This window comes from Echinicola vietnamensis DSM 17526, from assembly GCF_000325705.1.
Lineage (GTDB): Bacteria > Bacteroidota > Bacteroidia > Cytophagales > Cyclobacteriaceae > Echinicola > Echinicola vietnamensis.
Window position 1 is genome coordinate 4,206,194 of sequence record NC_019904.1, and the last position, 21,495, is coordinate 4,227,688.

Sequence of the window (21,495 nt, forward strand, 5' to 3'; positions counted from 1 at the left end):
ATCAGCTTTTCAAAGGGTTGAAATCACTTTTTTTGATGACCTCACCAATGTCTGTCAGGGTGGAAAGTTTACCGCCGTAGGTCTTGGTAAGGAGTTCTTCGGTGAGGACGTCCTTTGTTGGCCCGGAGGCCACCAAGTGCATGTTTAGCATGATCAGCCAGTCGAAATAGGTGCCGGCAGAATAAATGTCATGGTGTACCACAATTACGGTTTTGCCACCGGCAGTCATCTCCCGAAACAGCTCCACCAAGGCTTTTTCGGTACTCATGTCGACACCTGCAAAGGGCTCGTCCATAAAGTAAATGTCCGCTTGCTGTGCCAATGCCCGGGCAATAAACACCCGTTGCTGCTGCCCACCCGACAGTTCACTGATCTGCCGCTTGGCAAAGGCCTTCATGTTTACTTTTTCCAAGCAATCCATGGCCAATTGCTTTTCTTTTTTGCCGGGCCTTTTAAATAGTCCCAAATGATGGTAGGTGCCCATCATGACAATATCCAGCGCGGAAGCAGGAAAGTCCCAGTCCACTGATTCACGCTGAGGAACATAGCTTACCCTGTTTCGGACTTGGTTTAATGCTTGGTCAAATAGCTTTGAATACCCACTATTGGCTTCCACCAAGCCCATAATGGCCTTGATCAACGTGGATTTTCCTGCTCCATTAGGACCCAGAATACCGATCAACGCGCCAGCGGGAAGGGTAAGGTCAATGTTCCAAAGGACAGGGTTTTGTCCATAACTGACCATTAGGTCATGGACTTCAACTACCGGATGCTCTATTTGTTGTATCATGGTGTTTCAGGTTGTTTACAATCTCGTCCACATTGGTTTTTACCATGCCAATGTAGGTCCCTGCTGGGCCATCAGGAGCTCCTAAGCTGTCGGTGTACAGCGGACCTGCAAGTGTTACTTGATGTCCTTTTCGCCTACACCCTTCAACCACCGCTTTAATGGCTCTTGGAGAAATTGATTGTTCGATAAATATGGCTTTAATGTCTTTTTCTATGATAAAGCTCACCAAACTGGAGACGTCATTAAGTCCAGGTTCACTCAGTGTGGACAGTCCTTGGAGGCCTTTCACTTCAATGTTATACGCCTTGCCGAAATAAGAAAAAGCATCGTGGGCGGTGATGAGCACTTGCCCCTGATTGGTGATGGATTTGACCTTCTTGGCGGTATATTGGTCTAACTCATCCAGTTGCGCTTGGTACACCTCCCAATTGGCATTGATATAGGACTCCCACCCAGGTTTTCTTTTGATGATTTCGTCCTTAAGGTTTCGCATGGCCGTCCGCCAAAGGTGTACGTCAAACCAAATGTGCGGATCGACGGTATTGGCATAGTCTGGACTTGCAATCAATAGAGTAGGGGGGAGCGTGGCACCCACATCCACTGCCGGATGGGTGCGGGAAAATTTATGGAGTACTTCCACCATTTTACCTTCCAGGTGCAGTCCGTGGTATACTACCAAATCAGCTTCGAACAGTAAATCCAAATCCCGCTGGGAAGCCTTGTAGAGATGGGGATCCACGCCGACGGCCATGATGGGCGTCACCACGGCGCTGTCACCGACCAAGGCACGAACACCATCGGCCATGATATTGGTAGTGGCGGTGATGTGAAATTTAGCCTTGTCCTCCTCCTTATCGATTTTACAAGCACCGAGCAAACAAAGGCTCACTAAATACCAAATCCGTGTCCTCATGAAGTTTGTATGATTAGTATGTTCGCCGCTACATCCTTTGACATAAACAACGTCTTTTTATTATCGACCAAGATTTCCAGTGATCCATCAAATTCAACCTTATCGAGAATTTTTATTCGGGCGCCAATATAGGCACCCACTTTATCCAAATAGCGCAAGAAGGCTGCACTACTATCTTTTACCGCCACGATCTGACCACCGTCATTGACATGGAGATCATGAAGGGGCATCCTGGGCCGGGCTTTTACATCACCATATTCATCAGGGATGGGATCGCCGTGCGGATCGTATTTGGGATTGCCCAAGAAATCATCCAAGCGCTGGATGAGCAGGTTGGACTTGATATGCTCCAATTCTTCTGCCACTTCATGGACCTCGTCCCAGCTAAACATCAGTTTCTCCACCAAAAAGACTTCCCAAAGGCGGTGCTTACGAATAATCTGTAAGGCGGACTTTTTACCTTCTTCGGTAATGGTGACCCCATAGTACTTCCGGTAATTAATCACCGCTTTTTCCGCCAGACGTCGTAGCATGTCACTTACCGAGGCAGGCTTGGTCTTCATCTCTTTCGACAGGTCATTGGTCGATACATTATGCTGACCACCCTCCGATAGGTGGTAGATCGCTTTTAGGTAATTCTCTTCTGCGTAGGTCAATGATGGCATTTGTCTTCTCTAAAGTTTATGACACAAATATACAAACTTTAGGTTATACTAAAAAAATATTTCAATCATAACTAAAACAGCTGTGGATAACTGATTTTGATATGTGATTATGGTTTTAGTATAGTCTAAAAAATATATTTGATTACATCTAAAAATAAGTGTAATTTATTGATTAATAATTATTTAAAACCTTATCCACATAGGCTTGTTTTACGCGTTAGGGCATCTGTACAGGGTTTCCAAAAAGACGGCTTCAGTTTACACATTCCAAAAATGTGGATAAGTTTTCGGGTTATTCGCTCCATATCCTTACCACAGGACAAAGGCTATAATGCTGATTAGAAATAAAAATAGGAGAAATGGCCATCGATGTTTTGAATAATCAAGGCGCACCTGTTGGGTTGATGGGAGGGTATTCGTAAGAAAAGTTTAGGGGTATGGTTGGCTTCAAGTACCCATGAGCTTTTCCACTATGTTTAGCAGTTTGGGTTGCTCGCTTTCCCACCTGATTTCAGGACCTACAGAATTCCTGAACAAACCCCATGTCAAAAAGTCCCGAAGGGTTGTCAAGGAGTTTTCCGGCTGTGTAAAGTCGAGAGTAATGCCTGCGGGATAAGATGCTAACATGGCCTTCCATTGCGGGTTTTCGGTGGTGATCACAGGAATACCCTTGGCCAGCGCTTCGTATATTTTTGTGGGAAACTTATGCATAATACTCGGAAGTTGTCTATACGGCAGGAGCAGGATGTCAGTAGCTGCCAATGCCTCATAAATGGTGGATTGGGCCACGGGCCGGTCGTGTAGCTCCAATTTAATGCCTGGACAGTCTTTCCCTAATGCTTCAATCCTCTTCCTAAAATCAGCAATAGGAAAGTGCCCAATTAGGTGTAACCGGAAGCTTGGAAAATGCTTGTGGATAACTTTAAACCAATGGATCCCATCTTCGATGCCATACACTTCGGTAAGGGTCCCTGTCATGGTCAACCTGAGACGGTCATTGGACAACGAAAAGGGAGTGGTGCTGTGGACTTCTCCGCTATACTTGTTTTCTAAGATCGTGTAATTGGTGATATGGGGAAATTCCTGCGGATAGGACCTTTCAGCCATGAAATAATGATCGATGGACGGATGACAGCTATTTTCCACAAACCGAACATAGGCTGCCGCTGTTTTACGAAAAAGTGACGGCATGGTCTGATTGTGGATAATGTTTTTGGCGTAGTTTTCCTGTAGATCATAGATGACCTTAAACCGCAGAAATGGCTTAAGGAGAATGGCCGGCACCAATAGTTCGTAAGTGGTTACGATCACCAATTGCGGACGAATGCGCAGGAGTTTAGAGAAAAAATTAAATGGAACAAGTACGCGAGCAGGGTGCAGTCGGCTTTTTCGATAGATTGAAGTAAATTCAATATTTTCTGAATTTGGCGGATTTTTTTCCAAAAATCCTATGATGTTAATGTGGTATTTATTTGTTTCACGAAGTGAAATTGCCAGCTTGTAAAAAGCCCTACTGTCAGTAAGAGGCTTGAGTACAGAAGCGATGACAATTTTGGTTTTTTTCATGTAAAACTTTGATGTGCTTGGATGAGCACTAATCTAATACATATTTATGGAATTAAAGACTATCATCGAAAACGCCTGGGAAAACCGGGAATTGTTAAAGGAAAAGGATGTTGAAATCGCCGTCAAAACAGTCATTGAAGACTTGGATAAAGGCAATATCCGCGTGGCGGAGCCATTGGAAGATGGTGAATGGCAGGTAAATGATTGGGTAAAGAAAGCAGTTATCCTTTATTTCCCCATCCAAAAAATGCGAACCATTGAGGTAGGCCCATTTGAATTTCACGACAAAATGGGCCTAAAAACGGATTATGCCAAGCAAGGTGTGCGGGTAGTTCCCCATGCAGTGGCCCGTTATGGTGCATTTCTTGCAAAAGGAGTAGTGATGATGCCATCTTATGTAAACATCGGTGCGTATGTAGACAGTGGCACGATGGTTGATACATGGGCTACGGTAGGCTCTTGTGCCCAGATCGGCAAAGATGTACACCTAAGCGGTGGCGTAGGAATCGGTGGTGTGTTAGAACCAGTACAGGCGGCACCGGTGATCATTGAAGATGGAGCCTTTGTGGGATCCAGAGCCATTATTGTAGAAGGTGTTCGTGTAGGAAAAGAAGCGGTGATCGGTGCAGGTGTTACCTTGACGGCAAGTTCTAAAATCATCGATGTGACCGGTGATGAGCCAAAAGAATACAGAGGATATGTACCGCCGAGATCTGTGGTCATTCCTGGATCCATTACCAAGAAATTTGCTGCTGGAGAATATCAGGTGCCATGTGCTTTGATCATTGGTCAGCGAAAAGCGTCTACCGACCGCAAAACCTCCCTGAACGAGGCCTTGCGAGATAATAACGTAGCGGTCTAGACCATTTCCAGGATCCATATGATCGAGTATGTAAATCGAGCGTTCTGCAGTTATCATGATGGAGACTAGAAATATAAAAAAGTAAATATGATTAAGCATTCAATTTTGGGGCTGTGCTTGTGTGCAGCCCTTTTTTCGGGGTGTAGCGAAAAAGGAGATTCCAAAGGGGATACGTTGTTCAAGCAAGGCCAATATCAGGAGGCCATTGAAGTGTATTCCGATCGCTTGAAGACCAAGCCAAAGGACGTGGAAGCCTTATACAGCCGCGGCAGGGCATATGAGGAAGTCGGTGACCTGGCTAAAGCCAAAAAGGATTTTGAAGCAGGTTTTAAGCAGGATGATAAAAACTTAAAACTCCTGCTGGCATTGTCCAACCTTTACCAGAAGGAAGGAAATCATGAGCGCTCCCTGCTGTATGCAGAGTATGCCACTGCAGTGCCCGGAGCACCGGCCATGGCTTATTTTATGAAGGCACGGGCCTTGCATCAATTGGGCAATACCGAAGAAGCGATGAAGGAGTATACCGCAGCCATCGATCAGGACAAAGAATTCGGGCAAGCCTATTATTACCGTGGAGTACTCAAGTATGCCACCAAAAAACAACGCAGTGCGTGTACCGATTTCAAGAAATCGGCCAGCTTAGGATATGCTGCCGCTGAAGCCGCCGTAGAAAAGTACTGTCAATAATAGCGAACGTACGAAATAGGCCAATCATCGAAATAGGCTGTCTCATAAGCCTTCGTCATGCAATGGTAGCACATCGAGATCAATGTGCTCCAATCGTGATGACGGATGATTAAATGATGGGATGGCCTCTTTTTTGGATCCAAACCAAAAAGGTGACGGCAAGCTGCCACTTTGATGTTAATCACTAGCGGGCTCAAGGTCAATACCGATTTCATGCCTTTCGGCCCAGAGGAGCCCATCCGGAAGACCAACGGAACTGAACTCCAATTGGATAACGGGGCCGCGGTTTTGCTGTGGTGCTGTGGGTTCAGTGTGCACCACTAAGGGCTTCATAAGGTGGATTCCACCGGCCGCTACTTCAGCTACCACTGGCGTCCTGTTGATAGGGATCAATGTGAGCTCATGCTCCTTCCACTTTCGTTTATGCGATCCGGGTATTACCTGCAAGGCACCATTTTCTTCAAAGGTTTCTTCCAGGTGAATCCTTACGATCAGGGCGTTTTGCAGTATTCGTTCCGGTGGGGTGACTTTAAAATGGCCGTTGGAATGCTCCCAAGCCTCAAATCCTGTAGCATTGACCTGATTTTTTACATTAATGGTCGTGTCCTGATGCCAAGCATCCACTGCAGCTTTTCCAGTGTCCATGACATGCAGGAAGGCCGATTTGGTCAAAAATAAGTCGATATCGATGGTATTGAGAATGGCCACGAGATGCTTATTGAAAATCAAGGGCTGTAAAGCAGGGATTTTTTCTAAAAGAGCATGCAGAAGGGTAGTGTCGGTATACGCTTGTTCTGTTAGGTAATTGTGGACAAGTGCTTTTATCTTCTGCAGCGATTTTGGGGAATAGATGCAGGGAAAAATATACGAACCTCTTTTGTACAATTTCAAATCCAATGCCTTCAATCGCTGCTGGTCTATACTAGGGGCAGTCGACTCGTCTGGCTGGGCTATCGGGGAAATTTCGGCTGGGTGATTTTCGGCTTCTGTTGACTCTGGAGAGGACTTTTGACCATTATTCAGGGCATCAATTGCTTCTTCCAGTTGCTGGACAATTCCATTTACCTGTTTAAAATAAGTAAAATCCTTAAATTGATTCAATACCTCTAAAACCTCGGTCAGCTTACCTGAATCCTGGTCAGTAACTGGCATGTTTATAATGGAATAATCCGGATCTTCATAGCTATAGTACTTCTTCTCGGCCACCACGATAGGGGCATTGTACCCGGAAACATCATCCCGCATATGCTGAATATCCATCTGCACGGTTCTTTTACTGACCCCTTTATCCACACCTTCATATCGGTACAATTCCTCCGAACAAGCGTCAATAAGGTCCTTCAGCGTCCAGCGACGATCCCGATTCCTAAGACAGCTATCGATGGTTTTATAACGGATCAATGCGTGTGTGTTAGTAGCCATATTATGGTGTTTTTTATAAAAAAAAGAATATTTATGTGTTAACGCAAGGTTTTTACGTTAATAAAAATGTCATTCATAATATTTATAATGGAATTAAAAAAAACATCATCGTTCATAACTAGCTCCAAGCTTTTATCTTAAACACCTTGACAGGAGATAGTTACCAGAAGGATTCGTAGGATGTCGCATCGAACTCAGGAGATTACTTAAGTGAAATTACTTTTATAACGAAAGAATTGATGTGGATAATGTTTGCGCTGTTCCTTGGCTTGCGTAACTTTCCGGTATAATTCACACGCATTAATACTTGATATGTTTGACAGTTCCGATTATCCACAGGCATTGGATGAAGCACTTTTTGAATCTTGGCTTGAAGAAGGCCGAGCCATGAAAATCCCTTATCAATACATGGTAATCATTTGGAACGTTATGGAGGAGGTTTATCAACCGGCTTACGTACAAGACCGTGATGCATTGAGCGAGTTTGAACGTTACCCAACCAATACCGGCCAAGAAGGCCTAGTGGCCGTGTTTAACTTGTACTCGGAGTCTAGGGTGACATTGCCTTAATCCAGCGCAGAGACGCGTAATATTTTTTATGTTAAATAGACTATTGCTAATTGTTATATAATGGCATGCGTTATGTGAATATAGCTTTGGGTCGAGGGCGGGATTAATAGTTTAGAGTTGGCCTTTTTTGTCCTTAAAAGCAGAATTGTTATTCTCCACCTAAGCGGGCTGGCCTGACAGAATAGCAGGCCATGCGTTGGCCTAGAGCGTGGAAGCTATATTCTGTCTAGATTTTTGCATACTTTTTATCAATGAAAAAGTATGAGCCCAGCGGCTTGAGCGAAACAGCGAACACAGATAAAAAAGGACTTACCAGTGAGCTACACTGCCAGTAGCAAGGAGATTGCCATGTCACCAATCAGCCTGGCTGAAAGCTTCCTCGCAATGACGTGCTACTTGATGGCTTGTAATGTGAGCCTAGCAAAGCATGGGCCTGCAAGTGTATCACAAGCAAAATCCTAATCGCTGAGAATGGCGTATTGGATTGGGCATCAGGCCAGTTACTTTAACATAAGATCAGTACCGTTATCGAACTGAAGTTGCGATAACTGATCTTATATTAACCATGCCTGGCGGCCTGGCCGTAAAATGCTAGTTATGTTATATAATTTACATTATGTTAAATAAAGAAAAGACCCTTCCACATATCGGTCATTTGATCCTGCTGAAACCCTCACCTCTGTCGGGAGCTTTTGGTGCATTTAAACTTCCATAAAATTCATTAGAGCTTTACCCTTTTGTAAAAACTAGGCTTACCATACGGGATCCTTTGGGCAGCTACATCATTCGATGGTTTACAATTTTATCCAATAACCCTAAAAGCTCCAGAAGATTTCTTATTATTGAATAATAGTATCTTTAGCCAATCCGCTGCCCGACATGTGCATTGGCCAACATCATCACTGCTTACTTTATGAACAATTTGCTGTGGAAACGTTCCGGATTAGTGCTGGGTCCGGTAGCTTTTTTATTGATAGTCCTTTTTTTTAACCCTGATGGGTTGACGTATGAGGCACAAGCGGTACTGGCCTTGGCCGTCTGGATGGCCATTTGGTGGATATTGGAGGCCATTCCAATTGCTGCGACTGCCTTATTGCCTTTGGTGATCCTGCCCCTTACAGGTGCCTTGTCCATGGATGAAAGTGCAGCACCGTATGCTGACCCTAAAGTGCTGCTGTATATGGGAGGTTTTATGATCGCAGTGACGATCGAAAAATGGAACCTGCACAAACGCATTGCGTTGTCTATCATCAGCCTGATAGGTACCGATATGCGGTTTATTGTGCTGGGATTTATGCTCGCTACCGCGCTCCTATCCATGTGGATATCCAATACCGCTACCAGTTTGATGATGCTGCCCATTGCCGTTGCGGTGATTCACCAGCTTGCAGACGGATCTGATGAAATCTCCGCTACCAGGATTGGTCAAGCGTTGATGCTTGGAATCGCCTATAGTGCCTCCATCGGTGGATTGGCCACGATCATTGGCACTCCTACCAATATCGTTTTGGTGGGAATCGTTAAAGAACTCTATGGCATTGAAATTGGATTTGCCGAATGGATGTTAGTGGGCCTGCCCATATCCTTGGGACTTTTGGGCATTTGTTGGTGGTACCTGGTAAGTGTGGCCTATCCCTTTCCAAAGAACATGTCGCTGGCAGGTGGCAAAGTGGAAATTCAGCGGCAGCTGGCAGCTATTGGCCCGATTTCGAAACCTGAAATTCGCGTATTGTTGGTATTTCTATTGGTAAGTTTTTCTTGGATCACCCGGGTATTTTTGCAGGACCTCCTCCCCTTTTTAAATGACACCATTATTGCTTTGGTAGGTGTTTTACTATTGTTTATGTTGCCTTCTTCCCGTGGTAAAAAACGTTTACTGGACTGGAAGACTGCTGAGGACATCCCTTGGGGAATCCTTTTGTTATTTGGAGGTGGACTGGCATTAGCTGCAGGTTTTAAGGAAACAGGTCTAGCCGCTTGGTTGGGCAGCCATTTTGAGGCTTTACAAGGTGTTCACTTTCTGTTGTTTATTCTGATTATTGTCGCCTCGGTAAACTTTCTTACAGAAATCACCTCCAATGTAGCCACAGCCTCCATGTTACTTCCCATTTTAGGAGCCGTGGCGTTGGCCCTAGGCGTTCATCCTTACGGGCTGATGGTCGCAGCCACCATGGCCGCGAGCTGTGCCTTCATGCTCCCTGTGGCGACCCCTCCAAATGCTGTGGTCTTTGGATCTGGGTACTTGACCATTCCTGCCATGGCCAAAGCGGGACTATGGATGAATATTCTTTCTATCTTTTTCATTACTTTATTTGTTTACTACATCATGCCGTTTCTGTGGGGAATTGACCTGAAGGTGTATCCTTTCTAGGGTTAAGTTTTACTATAAGGTAAGATTTTTAAAGTACTGTATTTCAATTGTTTAAATTTATTGTATTGTAATTGTATCAGAGGCTCAATTTTAGTTGTACCGGGGCACAGCCCTCGGTACCACCATTCTCGTTAATATCTTGCGACTGGCTTTCTCAAGACTCCTTTCTCTCCACTTGCTCCTAGCTCCAATCTTTATTTTATTTACCCCTTTTCTAAAACTTCACTTGGGCCTGAATCCTTATCAAGTTACCTGTCTGGTGGTTATGTGATAGTTCATGGTCTTCATACTGTCGATCCGCCATCGTGTACACCGTTACCAATTCAAAATGCTCAAAAGGGTGGTATTCGATGCCCATTTCTGTCTCATTAACGACATAACTTCTGGCATCCAATTCGTGTTTTTTGCCCCCATCATAATGCTGAAAACGTACAAATGGGATCAATTGCTGTCTTCCAACTGCCATAAAATAAGACGCTGTGATGTAGCCGCCATGGAGTTTTTTTACTTTTATGGTTTGGGAGGAACGGTCATATTCGGGGCCTCTTCCCAGGTTGTACTCTGCTTGGATACCAAATGGCCTTGGATAAAGTACAAAAGAAGCTCCTATTCGCTGATCGATGTATTCATGATTGGTTTTGGTAATTACGCCATCACTTACCTCAGGAATGACATACTTGCCCGAATACGCTTGGATGCCTGGTTCTATGATTTGCCCTGAGCCCAGTTGGATAGGATAAGAAAACCGAGATACCACATGGAAAGAATTGTTCTCATCCGGATAGTTGGCCGTTTGCCCATTATAGATGCCAAAAGCCAAAACGCCAAAATCACCTGAATGCTTATAAGGCTTTAGGGCTTTCATGAGTTGTCTGATCTCCTTTGGCGCCCAATAAAAATATATCCCCAAGTCCCGTTCATCCTTAACGCCACTGTTCAAGGCATCATTTCTGTCCAATGGGAGCCGATCACTGCTAGATTGCATGTTTTCATAACCAAAAGGCACTTTGCTTTGCCCAATGCGCAGTCGGTATTCATTTTCCGGATCCAATCCGATATCCATGTACGCATCTTTAATGCGGGCTACATGGATGTTATCACCGACAGATTTTGAGAAATCCGGTTGGAAATATAAAAAAACACGAGGGCTGATTTGGCCATAAATTTTGAACCGCATCCTTCGAATCGAAAGTCCCCCACCCTCAGCACCCCAATTTTCATCACATTGTTCGCAATTTAAATCAGAATTGCTCTCATAAAGCTTGTTGTACCGTACTTGGAGATAGCCACCAATGTGAATATTTTCATACCACTTTTGATGACCATCCTCAGTTTTCTGTGCCATTAGGGATGCGCTAAGCGTTAAGCACATTCCCAGCAGAAAAAGTAGTCGTTTCATATGCGTTGCTTAATCGACTCTTTGACTGACTACTTTGCCACTTGGGTCGATCAGTACTTCCCAGTCATATCTCCGGCCGTCCAAATCTAGCAGGTAATTGCTTTTGTTATTTTCAGTAATCCTTTTGGCATCATCGATAGCATACCCTTCAAATTCCTTGGAAACAGTGGTTTGAACGGCATTGGGAAGATCTTTGGTAGGGATTTCTTCTACATGCTTCACTTGTTCTCCTTCAGCAGAATACCAAATCTCATGCTCTGTCCACCAGCCTGTTTCAAATTCCACTTGGTATTGTGTGCCTTTCATTTCCCATTCCATGTCCTTGGCATGAGGGAAATCATTGTGGAATTTGTTTAGGATTACAGAAGGGACTTGTCTTTGGGCAATGTCCTGAGCATTGGCTACGGTAGCGGTAAATGCTCCAGCTACGATGAATAATAAGATGTGCTTTTTCATGGGTATAATCTTGTTTGTTTATACCACAAATCAACTATTAGAATATGGAAAGAATTGGGAATCGCTGGACAGAATAGAAAAATCGGGGCAAAATGCCAGCGGCAAGATAAATTTTGTAGCCTGAGGATTCATCCGCAGAAGCTTAAGCCCTCCTCAATCTCCCGAAGGATTGTCAGCGGCACGGATGATAGCTATGCCCACACGAAAATTGTTCCCCTTCCAACTACTAAACGCGTTTGCCCTGTTCCTACACCTCAAGTTCAACACAAAAGCTATGCTTCCCTTCAATATACTGGTAGTTTATACCAAAACTATAAAGTTGGCAAATGGCTTCTACGATGGATAGCCCCAATCCCGTATTTTGCTGACTCTGGCCATTTTTATAGAAGCGTTTAAAAAGGCATTTGGCATCCAGTGATCCACTGGTGGCAGTGTTCTGGATGATTAATTTCCCCTGCTGTAGCTGAATAATGACCTCTCCTCCTGCTTGGTTATGGATGATGGCATTTTTGATCAGGTTATTAATCAAGGTATTGGCGAGCATCCTGTCCATAGTGGCGGTTACTTCTTGACTTACTTCCATTTTGACCTGCACCTCTTTAAATGAAGCAAAATCCTCAAAGTCCACAATGGTTTGCTCGACCAGCTTGTTAAAGGAAATCGCTTGGTTGTCAAAGAATTGCTTATTTTCGATCTTGCTCAGCAGTAAAAGTGATTTGTTTAACTGCGTCAGTCTTGACGTGATTTGAAGTACATCAGCAGCAATTGCCGCATCCACGTTTTTCATACTGTTTTTTTCCAACAGCAATTCAAGCTTACTGGTGATAATGGCAAGGGGTGTTTGCAGCTCGTGCGCGGCATTTTCGGTGAATTGCTTTTGGTTGGCATAAGCATTCAAGGTATGGTTGATCAGTTGGTCGCAAGAATGCTTTAGTTCAATAAATTCCTTGGTCCGGGTTCTCATCGTCGGAAGTGGCGAATCCTTATTGACTCGAAAGTTCTTGATTTGTTCCAAAAAATCGTAAAATGGTCTCCATACTTTCTTAAGGACGATATTATTGACGACCAAAACACTAATGATCAGCAATAGGTAAAGCCAAAAAATCGCCCAAAACATGTCCTCGATAAGGTCATCTTCTTCGACCATGGAAGAAATCACCTCTAACTTATAATATTGCCCCTCATGCTCAAAGGCCGTTGTCAACATCCTTACCGGCTCCTTGTCGTCTTCATCAAGCATGTACATCAGCGTATCTTTATAGCTGTCTTTTACCTGTAGGGCTTCGCTTTTTTCAATGGGACGTATGGCATAATTACTTTCGCCAAATTCATGTTTTGAAAATATAGTACTGTCTTCCACGGCCTTATTGATAATCAGTAGCTTATAGTTGGCCAATCCATCATCAATGCTGTCATAGATCTCATCCAGCATATTGACATAAAAAAACACCGACCACACGCTGACAATCAGCAAAATGGAAATGGAAAGATAGGTGAGCGACTGGTTCAGTAATTTCATTAACTGCTCTTTTACCGGGATTCTATGGCTTTTATTTCAAGTTTAAGCCAGATTCAATGACGTTTGGTTAGTGGGTATCTGGTAATGTTGGTTCTAGAATTGTTTTGGGCAAAGCATCCTTTATGGTTCACCAAGCTTATAGCCTATTCCATACACCGCTTGGATTTCAAAATTGGCCTGAGCCTCTTGCAGTCTTTTCCGGAGGTTTTTGATCTGGTAATAGATGAAATCAAAATTATCCGCCTGGTCGGTATGATCTCCCCAGACATGTTCAGCAAGGGCCATTTTGCTTACAAGTCGGTTTTTATTGAGCATGAAGTAATTTAGGATATCAAATTCCTTCCTGTTTAGTACCACCATATCTCCGCCAATCCGCAACTCTCGGTTGTCCAAATCCAGCACCGCATTGCCAATTTCGATGGTGTTTTTTCCATCCAACTGCTTTCTGCGCAATACGGCCTTGACGCGGGCATTCAGCTCTGCCAGGTGGAATGGCTTGGTAAGGTAGTCATCAGCTCCTAGATCCAAGCCCTTCAGTTTGTCATCAAGGGAATCCTTTGCGGAAACAATGATGACATTTTCTCTCTTCCCTGCGCTCTTAAGCTCTTCCATTATTTCCAGACCACTTCCGTTTGGTAGCATAATGTCCAATAATATGCAGTCATAGTCATAAACAAAAAGCTTATCCAGTGCCTCATAATATTCCTCCGCTGTTTCCACGACATAATGTTCCTTTTCAAGCGAATTTTTAATCGCTTTTAAAAGGTCCTTTTCGTCTTCTATTACTAAGATTTTCACATTGTAAAAGTCTGGTTTAATTCTGGAAAGATATGGGAATAATGTTAACAACGAACCATAATTTATAGATTAACGTAACGCTAAAGTCTTTTGGCCCATTGCTAGGTTTGGCATAGCATCTACTGGTAGTAGAAAATGATTAACCTCAAAATTGACTACCGATCCCGCGCTTCATAAATCCTCAAAAACAGAATACTGGCCATGTTTCTAGCATGTTCTTTTGCGTGGTCAGCTACTTTTCCTTCAAACAGCATATCCAAGGTGGTAAACCACAATTCCAGCCAATTACCAAAATGCACTTGGGTAAGCCCCTGTCCTGTTTTCTGATCCACCTCTTTGTGTGCTTTCAGTGGATTGAATTTTTGCTTACCTGGGCCTGATTGAAGCAATATCATCTCCCAAAAATCAGACAGCCTTTCCAAATGCTCAGGCCAGTTGGTCACAATTCCGTTAAATATAGGTCCTAAATGGGGATGCTGTCTCACTTGTCCATAAAAGGTATGTACGAGTTTTTCTACATCTTCCCGGTTACTAATATCCTGCTTTGCCATACCACAAAGTTACAGTAATGCAGGAAAGGTGGAAAATACCAGATCATTTATTGATTCGGTTGATTTAATTTGGGTGTGGTTGATTATTCGTGCTTAGTTTTAAGTATCTTGGTAAGAAGATTGCTTCCATATTAAATATAGTTTTTAACCAAAAAATCACTAATAACATGAAATTTTCAAGAAATGCATCAGCCAATTGGAAAGGCAGTGGAAAAGAAGGTAAAGGTACGGTCAGCACCGAAACCACGGTTTTGGACAAGACCCCTTATTCCTTCAAGTCACGTTTTGAAGATGGTAAAGGTACTAACCCTGAAGAACTATTGGGAGCTGCCCATGCAGGCTGTTTTTCGATGAAACTGAGTTTTGTGCTCAACGAAATGGGGTATACGGCTGAAAACATCGATACCTCAGCTAAAGTCACCATGGAAGACGGCAAGATCTCGAATATCCACTTGGAGCTTAATGCTAAAGTGCCTGATATCAGCTCGGACGATTTCCAAAAAGCGGCCAAGGATGCCAAAGAAAACTGTCCGGTTTCCGCGCTTTTCAATACCGAAATTACCATGGATGCCAAATTGGGATAAACCCTGGGGCCCATTTGAGATTCCAAATTGTCCAGCAATCTACCGCTTAAATTTTATTGATGCTGGACCATAAAACAAAAACTCACGGATTGTACTAGAGGTACAATCCGTGAGTTTTTTAATTTTATCTGCTACTGTCAGAAAACTTTCTTCTGTAGAAAATCAGGAGTATTCCTCCCAGAAATCTGATAGTTCATATGGACTGTTGTGTGTTGTCCATAGCTTGCCGTCCGTAAAACGATACGGTCCTTCCAGTTGATTGAGCTGATCCATTTCTTCCTGACTCAGGGTCAGTAAATTTGACTTAAAGTTTTCCTCAATCCTTGAAGGGGTTACCGACTTGGGAATCACGGCGATATCCCGTTGTATATTCCAAGCGAGTACCACTTGGGCAGTGGTGGCGTTTAGCTTATTGGCGATGTTTTTCACCTGGTCGTTTTCCAACAGAATCGGCAGGTCTACCCCGTCTTGGCCTTGGGTCCGGTAAGCAGCTCCAAGCGGTGCGTAGGCCGTCAGGTGAATCCCCTCTTTCTTACAATAATCTACCAATCCTTGCTGGGGAAGAAATGGGTGCATCTCCACTTGGTTGACCTCAGGTTTGCTCTTGGCTGAAGCCAGAATTTCTTTCAGCTTTTCAATCTTAAAGTTGGAAACGCCAATATGCTTTACCTTCCCGGTTTCCAGCAGCCCTTCCATAGCGGCCCATGTGGTAGACAGTGGAATGTTATCCAAATGCTCAAAGTCTCCGTTCTCTTCGGGGAAATCCACTCCGTGCTTTAAGGCCAATGGCCAGTGAACCAAATAAAGGTCCAAGTAATCCAGCTGAAGGTCCTTTAACGTGCTTTCCAAGGCAGGAAGTACGTGTTCCGGTTTGTGGCTATCGTTCCATAGCTTGGATGTCACCCAAATGTCTTCACGTTTAATGGTCCCATCAGCAAAAGCTTTGGCAAAGGCGTCCCCGATTTCTTTTTCGTTTTTGTAAATATAAGCGCAGTCGAAATGACGATAGCCGATTTCTATGGCTTTTAAAACGGCATTGTACACTTCTCCTGGTTTGGACTGCCAAGTACCCAAGCCTATTATAGGCATGGTGTCCCCATTACTAAAAGTCAGTGATTTCATGTGATTTTTGGTTTTAAAATGATCGTTGATAGTAGGTACTGTGATTTGGTACACTAAAGATACCCTTTCAAAGGTCAATAGTAAAACAAAAGTTCCCTGGGTCTACTCCCATTAAGGAAACCTTTGTCATTTAAGCCCCACATTTCCTCCTTGAAATGTGGGGTTAACCGATTTATGCATAATGGAGCAAAATCACTGCCATATTACCGATTTTATTACCCAAAAGTACTTTGCAACGCTGGGTCCCAATCTTTCCAAACGGGTTGATAGCCGTTTCTTTCCAATAGGGCCGCGATGTTAGCAGGGCTTCTCTCATCGGAAATCTCAAATTGCTCGAGGGATTCCTCGCCCGCTGCATAGCCTCCGGGATTGGTTTTGGAACCGGCACTCATGGATGTAATGCCCAATTTGATCACATGGTTTCTGAAATGCTCTGATTCCCTTGTGGATAAAGACAATTCCACGTCAGGATCAAGTAGACGATATGCGCAAATGAGCTGCACTAATTCTCGGTCATTCATGGCCACCTTAGGTTCTTGTCCCCCGGAAAATGGGCGCAGACGGGGAAAGGAGATGGCATATTTGGTTTGCCAGTACTTCTTCTCTAAATAGCGCAAATGCATTGCGGTATAAAAACTGTCCACTCGCCAATCCTCCAAACCAATTAATGATCCGATACCGATTTTGTGGATACCTGCCTTTCCCAACCGGTCTGGCGTTTCGAGCCGGTAGTCGAAGTTTGATTTTTTGCCTTTGGGATGGTGAATTTTATAGGTATCACGGTAATACGTCTCTTGATAAACCAGTACGCTATGCAGCCCACTGCTGATCAGCCGTTCATACTCATGCTGGTCCAATGGCTGCACCTCCATGCTGACGTTTGCAAAATGGGGTTTGATCAGTTGGATGGCGTGTTCGAGGTAGTCTACCCCTACCGTCCGGTTTGCTTCACCCGTCACCAACAGGATGTGCTCAAAGCCCAAACCTTTCAATACTTCCACCTCCTTCATGATTTCCTGGTCGGAAAGGGTCTTCCGGGGAATTTTATTGTCTAGGCTAAATCCGCAATACGTGCAAATGTTTTGGCATTCGTTGGAGAGGTATAAGGGTGCAAAAAGCTGCATATTGTTCCCAAACCGCTGCAAGGTCAATTGACGGCTTTTCTGGGCCATCTTTTCCAAGTATGGCGCCGCTGCAGAAGAAATCAAGGCCAAAAAATCCTCCAGATCCCTTTCTGTTTTGGCCAATGCCTGCTCTACCCTTTCCGGTGTTATGCTGGCGAGGGCTTTATCGACTTCCTCGGGTGGATATTGGGCTAATAGGTCTCTAAACTCATTCATAAGACAAGAATTCTGTTAGTGGGCTACTCGCATTTGCATGGGAGCTCATGGCTCCTTGGCCGCATTCAAAGGCCATTCTCCCCGCTTCTACGGCCATTTTGAAAGCCTTTGCCATGGCTGTTGGTTGTTGTGCCACTGCGATGGCAGTATTGACCAATACGGCATCAGCTCCGATCTCCATGGCTTGGGCAGCGTGGGAAGGAACCCCAAGGCCTGCATCGACCACCACCGGCACGTTGCTCTGTTCAATAATGATCTTTAGAAAATCCAACGTCCTGAGCCCATTATTACTGCCGATCGGAGCGCCAAGGGGCATCACCGCTGCGGCTCCGGCTTCTTCTAACCGCTTGCAGAGCACCGGATCAGCATGAATGTATGGCAAGACGGTAAACCCTTCTTTGACAAGGGTTTCGGTCGCCTTTAAGGTCTCGATGGGGTCGGGCAATAAATACTTGGGATCCGGGTGGATTTCTAATTTTACCCAATTGGTTTCAAGTGCCTCACGGGCCAGCTGTGCAGCAAATACGGCCTCCTTTGCGGTGCGAACACCAGAAGTGTTTGGCAGCAAATTGATCCTTGGATGCGATAAGTGGGCCAGCATATCGTCCGCTTTGTCCTTGATGTCCACTCTTCTTAGGGCCACGGTTACCAGCTCTGATTCGGAAATTTCCAAGGCTTCTTGCATGGAGGGATAAGTAGGAAACTTTCCTGTTCCAGTAAATAGCCTTGAGGTGAAGGTTTTATTGGCAATGGTCAACATAGGCGAATGTATTTTTGATTTCTTCAATTAATATTTGAGGGGTACTACTCTTTTGGAGAAGGCCACTGATGGCCACACCGTCAAGCCGAGCTGCTTTTAAAGCAGGAAGGTCATCCTGGATTATTCCTCCTATGGCAATGATAGGCAAGTGCGGGAATATGTTTTTTGATTTTGGTATAATCTTCTGATAACCATCTATTCCCAGTATAGGACTTAAATCTTTTTTCGTGCTAGTGTAGCGCAGCGGTCCTAAACCAATATAATCTGCCACTGGTGCCGCGACCAAGATATCATCCAGGGTATTTGCAGTAGCGCCAATGAGCAACCGGTCGCCATAGCATTCTCGGATATCTTTGGCGGATTTGTCTTTCTTCCCGACATGCACACCGTCTGCTCCCGATTTATGGGCGATCTCAGGATGATCATTAATGATCAATGAACAGCCATATCTTTGACAGATCTCTTTGGCACCAAAGGCAGTTCTCAAAATCACGGCCTTTGGAAATGCCTTCATCCTTAGTTGCACCCATTTTCCTCCTGCTTCGCAATACGATTGGATGGCATCCAAATAGTCCTTTGGATGGTCGAGATTAGGTGTGATGTAATGTAATGAATTGATTTTGGTCATTATAGGGGTATATTTTTATAGGTTAAAAACCGGTTTAATCGTTCTTGGGTATCTGTACCATTCCACACCCCTCCAAGCAATGCCGCTCCATCAAAACCGGCCAATTTTAAATCAGGAAGATGTTTTGGAATGATCCCGCCCAGCGCAAATAGTCGAAAGGATAGCTGTCGTTTATGGTTTGCGATCCAGTCGCCGATTTTTTCTACTGTAAATTGCTGTCGGTAACCCGGCTTCGAAATACTGTCAAAAACGGGACCTATAAATCCATAATCTAAGGAGTGGTTGATATCGTCTTCCATTGCTGCGAGATCATGAAAGGATTTACTCCCAACGCCGGAACCAGCATGCACTGTTTGGTCACTTTTAAAGTGCCTCCCTCCTAGTCCGAGTGCTTCGATGAGCTCGTGGTGCTCGTGAAGGGATATTTTCGGGTAGTAAGCGACAGGAATCTGCGCAATGAGCGCTTCTACTTGGTCTTTTGACCAGTCCGGCTTTCGTAGATGGAGACGGTAAAGACCATGGTCCAAAAGCTGGACCATGGTTTCGATTTCATCATTTTCGCTTTTCGGTGAACTGATGACGACCAGCTCCATTATTGATTTAGATAGATTTCACCACCTTTATCGGAGAACTCCTGTGCTTTCTTTTGCATCCCTTCTTCGATGGCTTCTTGATCATTCAGTCCATTCTTGTCAGCATAATCCCTTACATCTTGGGTGATTTTCATACTGCAGAAATTGGGGCCACACATGCTACAGAAATGGGCTATTTTGGCACCATCTGCAGGAAGTGTCTCATCATGGAATGACCTTGCGGTGTCCGGGTCTAGGGAAAGGTTAAACTGGTCTTCCCAGCGGAATTCAAAACGGGCCTTGCTGAGGGCATCATCACGGTATTGGGCTCCAGGGTGTCCCTTTGCCAAATCTGCTGCATGGGCAGCGATTTTATAGGTGATGACGCCGTCTTTGACATCCTTTTTCTCTGGCAAGCCCAAATGTTCCTTAGGGGTAACATAACACAGCATCGCACAACCGTACCATCCGATCATCGCCGCACCAATTCCTGAAGTGATGTGGTCATAACCGGGGGCAATATCCGTCGTCAATGGTCCCAAGGTATAGAAAGGCGCTTCCCCACAGGCTACCAACTGCTTATCCATGTTCTCTTTGATCATATGCATCGGAATATGGCCGGGGCCTTCGATAATGGTCTGTACGTCATGTTTCCAAGCAATTTTCGTCAATTCACCCAACGTTTCAAGTTCTGCAAATTGGGCCGGATCATTGGCATCCGCAATGGATCCTGGGCGTAAACCATCCCCGAGTGAAAAGGTGACGTTATACGCTTTCATAATTTCACAGATTTCCTCAAAATGGGTGTAAAGGAAATTTTCTTTGTGGTGGGCCAAGCACCATTTGGCCATAATGGAACCTCCCCTGGAAACAATTCCTGTCACCCTTTTGGCGGTCATGGGAACGTAACGGAGCAATACTCCGGCATGAATGGTGAAATAATCCACGCCTTGTTCTGCCTGCTCGATCAGGGTGTCCCGAAACAGTTCCCACGTCAGGTCTTCTGCCTTGCCGTTGACTTTTTCCAACGCTTGGTAAATGGGTACCGTCCCAATGGGAACGGGGCTATTGCGAAGAATCCATTCACGGGTTTCGTGAATATTCTTTCCGGTGGAAAGGTCCATGATCGTATCTGCTCCCCATCGGCACGCCCAAACGGCCTTTTCTACTTCTTCTTCAATACTGGAGCCTATCGCCGAGTTTCCGATATTGGCATTGATCTTAACCAAGAAATTTCGCCCGATAATCATGGGCTCTGCTTCGGGGTGGTTGATATTGGCCGGAATAACTGCCCTGCCCATTGCCACTTCATCCCGAACAAATTCCGGTGTAATCATTCCTTTAGGCGTATTGGCACCATAATTTTGGCCAGGATGCTGTTTGGTGAGTTCTTGCTGTTCTGCGATGCGTTGGTTTTCACGAATGGCAATGTATTCCATCTCTGGAGTGATGATGCCTTTTTTGGCATAATGCATCTGGCTTACATTGTTTCCTGATTTGGCACGATAAGGCATTTTCACCAGGTCAAACCGCAACTTATCCAATGCGGGATTGGCCAGTCTTCGCTGACCGTATGCTGAAGTGAGTTGATCTAGCTGTTCCACATCTCCCGTATTGGTGATCCACTCTTCGCGGAGCCTGGGAAGCCCTTTTTTTACATCTATCTCTGCCGCTGGATCAGTATAGGGACCACTGGTGTCATAAACCGTTACAGGTGGATTTTTTTCTACCGTCTCATGACGGTCCAAGTGTGATACGGTATCATGCAGCGCGATTTCACGCATGGCCACCTTTATGGGATGCAAGGTGCCCGATACATATACTTTCTTTGAATTAGGAAAAGGATCTGTGGTAATGTAAGATTCAATGTTTTCTTGACTGAGCGTTTTCATGGTAATTCTTTGTAAGGTTGGAAAGTTG

At 44.6% G+C, this 21,495-nt stretch carries 21 protein-coding genes; 5 read left to right on the plus strand and 16 right to left on the minus strand.

Annotated features, from left to right (window positions below):
• Position 1: 1 nt before the first annotated feature.
• From ECHVI_RS17255 to ECHVI_RS17270, 4 genes are all read right to left on the minus strand, one after another.
• Positions 2–790 carry a metal ABC transporter ATP-binding protein gene (locus ECHVI_RS17255; protein WP_015267308.1) on the minus strand — a complete coding sequence of 263 codons (789 nt, stop codon included), beginning with the start codon at positions 788–790 and terminating at the stop codon, positions 2–4.
• Positions 759–1,703: a metal ABC transporter solute-binding protein, Zn/Mn family gene (locus ECHVI_RS17260; RefSeq protein WP_015267309.1), complete on the minus strand. Its 945-nt coding sequence runs from the start codon at positions 1,701–1,703 to the stop codon at positions 759–761. The genes ECHVI_RS17255 and ECHVI_RS17260 overlap by 32 nt, the downstream gene beginning before the upstream one ends.
• Complete coding sequence (locus tag ECHVI_RS17265) at positions 1,700–2,368, minus strand: metal-dependent transcriptional regulator (protein ID WP_015267310.1); 669 nt, start codon at positions 2,366–2,368, stop codon at positions 1,700–1,702. The genes ECHVI_RS17260 and ECHVI_RS17265 overlap by 4 nt, the downstream gene beginning before the upstream one ends.
• A gap of 447 nt (positions 2,369–2,815) precedes the next feature.
• Positions 2,816–3,934, minus strand: coding sequence for a glycosyltransferase (locus ECHVI_RS17270; protein ID WP_015267311.1), 1,119 nt, complete (start codon positions 3,932–3,934; stop codon positions 2,816–2,818).
• Between the two features lie 46 nt (positions 3,935–3,980).
• On the opposite strand from ECHVI_RS17270, the gene ECHVI_RS17275 reads away from it, so the two are divergent.
• Positions 3,981–4,796, plus strand: a complete 816-nt coding sequence (locus ECHVI_RS17275; RefSeq protein WP_015267312.1) for a 2,3,4,5-tetrahydropyridine-2,6-dicarboxylate N-succinyltransferase — start codon at positions 3,981–3,983, stop codon at positions 4,794–4,796.
• 87 nt (positions 4,797–4,883) lie between these two features.
• Positions 4,884–5,483 (plus strand): tetratricopeptide repeat protein, encoded by a 600-nt coding sequence (locus tag ECHVI_RS17280; RefSeq protein WP_015267313.1) that lies wholly within the window; start codon positions 4,884–4,886, stop codon positions 5,481–5,483.
• Between the two features lie 177 nt (positions 5,484–5,660).
• Here ECHVI_RS17280 and ECHVI_RS23055 read toward each other — a convergent pair whose 3' ends face one another.
• Positions 5,661–6,905, minus strand: coding sequence for a phytanoyl-CoA dioxygenase family protein (locus ECHVI_RS23055; protein ID WP_015267314.1), 1,245 nt, complete (start codon positions 6,903–6,905; stop codon positions 5,661–5,663).
• A gap of 312 nt (positions 6,906–7,217) precedes the next feature.
• Here ECHVI_RS23055 and ECHVI_RS17295 point away from each other — a divergent pair, with 312 nt between their 5' ends.
• Complete coding sequence (locus ECHVI_RS17295; RefSeq protein WP_015267315.1) at positions 7,218–7,475, plus strand: hypothetical protein; 258 nt, start codon at positions 7,218–7,220, stop codon at positions 7,473–7,475.
• A 913-nt stretch (positions 7,476–8,388) separates the two neighbouring features.
• On the plus strand, positions 8,389–9,846 hold the full coding sequence (locus ECHVI_RS17300; RefSeq protein ID WP_015267316.1) for an SLC13 family permease: 1,458 nt from the start codon (positions 8,389–8,391) through the stop codon (positions 9,844–9,846).
• Between the two features lie 214 nt (positions 9,847–10,060).
• Here the strand turns inward: ECHVI_RS17300 and ECHVI_RS17305 are convergent, their stop codons facing one another.
• From ECHVI_RS17305 to ECHVI_RS17325, 5 genes are all read right to left on the minus strand, one after another.
• Positions 10,061–11,245, minus strand: a complete 1,185-nt coding sequence (locus ECHVI_RS17305) for a porin (RefSeq protein ID WP_015267317.1) — start codon at positions 11,243–11,245, stop codon at positions 10,061–10,063.
• Between the two features lie 9 nt (positions 11,246–11,254).
• Positions 11,255–11,701, minus strand: coding sequence for a PepSY-like domain-containing protein (locus ECHVI_RS17310; protein WP_015267318.1), 447 nt, complete (start codon positions 11,699–11,701; stop codon positions 11,255–11,257).
• A gap of 247 nt (positions 11,702–11,948) precedes the next feature.
• Positions 11,949–13,220, minus strand: coding sequence for a sensor histidine kinase (locus tag ECHVI_RS17315; protein ID WP_015267319.1), 1,272 nt, complete (start codon positions 13,218–13,220; stop codon positions 11,949–11,951).
• A 120-nt stretch (positions 13,221–13,340) separates the two neighbouring features.
• Entirely contained in the window at positions 13,341–14,018 is a 678-nt protein-coding gene (locus ECHVI_RS17320; protein WP_041738819.1) for a response regulator transcription factor, read from the minus strand.
• A 155-nt stretch (positions 14,019–14,173) separates the two neighbouring features.
• A complete protein-coding gene (locus ECHVI_RS17325) occupies positions 14,174–14,569 on the minus strand; it encodes a group III truncated hemoglobin (RefSeq protein ID WP_015267321.1) in 396 nt (131 codons plus the stop codon).
• Positions 14,570–14,736: 167 nt separating this feature from the next.
• On the opposite strand from ECHVI_RS17325, the gene ECHVI_RS17330 reads away from it, so the two are divergent.
• Positions 14,737–15,153, plus strand: a complete 417-nt coding sequence (locus ECHVI_RS17330; RefSeq protein WP_015267322.1) for an OsmC family protein — start codon at positions 14,737–14,739, stop codon at positions 15,151–15,153.
• A gap of 162 nt (positions 15,154–15,315) precedes the next feature.
• On the opposite strand, the gene ECHVI_RS17335 is transcribed toward ECHVI_RS17330, so the two are convergent.
• The 6 genes from ECHVI_RS17335 to thiC form a co-directional block, all read right to left on the minus strand.
• Positions 15,316–16,275, minus strand: a complete 960-nt coding sequence (locus ECHVI_RS17335; protein WP_015267323.1) for an aldo/keto reductase — start codon at positions 16,273–16,275, stop codon at positions 15,316–15,318.
• Positions 16,276–16,490: 215 nt separating this feature from the next.
• Positions 16,491–17,615 carry a 2-iminoacetate synthase ThiH gene (gene thiH, locus ECHVI_RS17340; protein ID WP_015267324.1) on the minus strand — a complete coding sequence of 375 codons (1,125 nt, stop codon included), beginning with the start codon at positions 17,613–17,615 and terminating at the stop codon, positions 16,491–16,493.
• On the minus strand, positions 17,608–18,375 hold the full coding sequence (locus ECHVI_RS17345; protein WP_015267325.1) for a thiazole synthase: 768 nt from the start codon (positions 18,373–18,375) through the stop codon (positions 17,608–17,610). Before ECHVI_RS17345 ends, thiH begins: the two co-directional genes overlap by 8 nt.
• The gene (locus ECHVI_RS17350) at positions 18,356–19,003 is read right to left on the minus strand and encodes a thiamine phosphate synthase (RefSeq protein WP_015267326.1); all 648 of its coding nucleotides are present in this window, start codon (positions 19,001–19,003) and stop codon (positions 18,356–18,358) included. The genes ECHVI_RS17345 and ECHVI_RS17350 overlap by 20 nt, the downstream gene beginning before the upstream one ends.
• Positions 19,003–19,596, minus strand: a complete 594-nt coding sequence (locus ECHVI_RS17355) for a thiamine phosphate synthase (protein ID WP_015267327.1) — start codon at positions 19,594–19,596, stop codon at positions 19,003–19,005. The genes ECHVI_RS17350 and ECHVI_RS17355 overlap by 1 nt, the downstream gene beginning before the upstream one ends.
• Positions 19,596–21,467: a phosphomethylpyrimidine synthase ThiC gene (gene thiC / locus ECHVI_RS17360; RefSeq protein WP_015267328.1), complete on the minus strand. Its 1,872-nt coding sequence runs from the start codon at positions 21,465–21,467 to the stop codon at positions 19,596–19,598. The genes ECHVI_RS17355 and thiC overlap by 1 nt, the downstream gene beginning before the upstream one ends.
• Between the last annotated feature and the right edge of the window lie 28 nt (positions 21,468–21,495).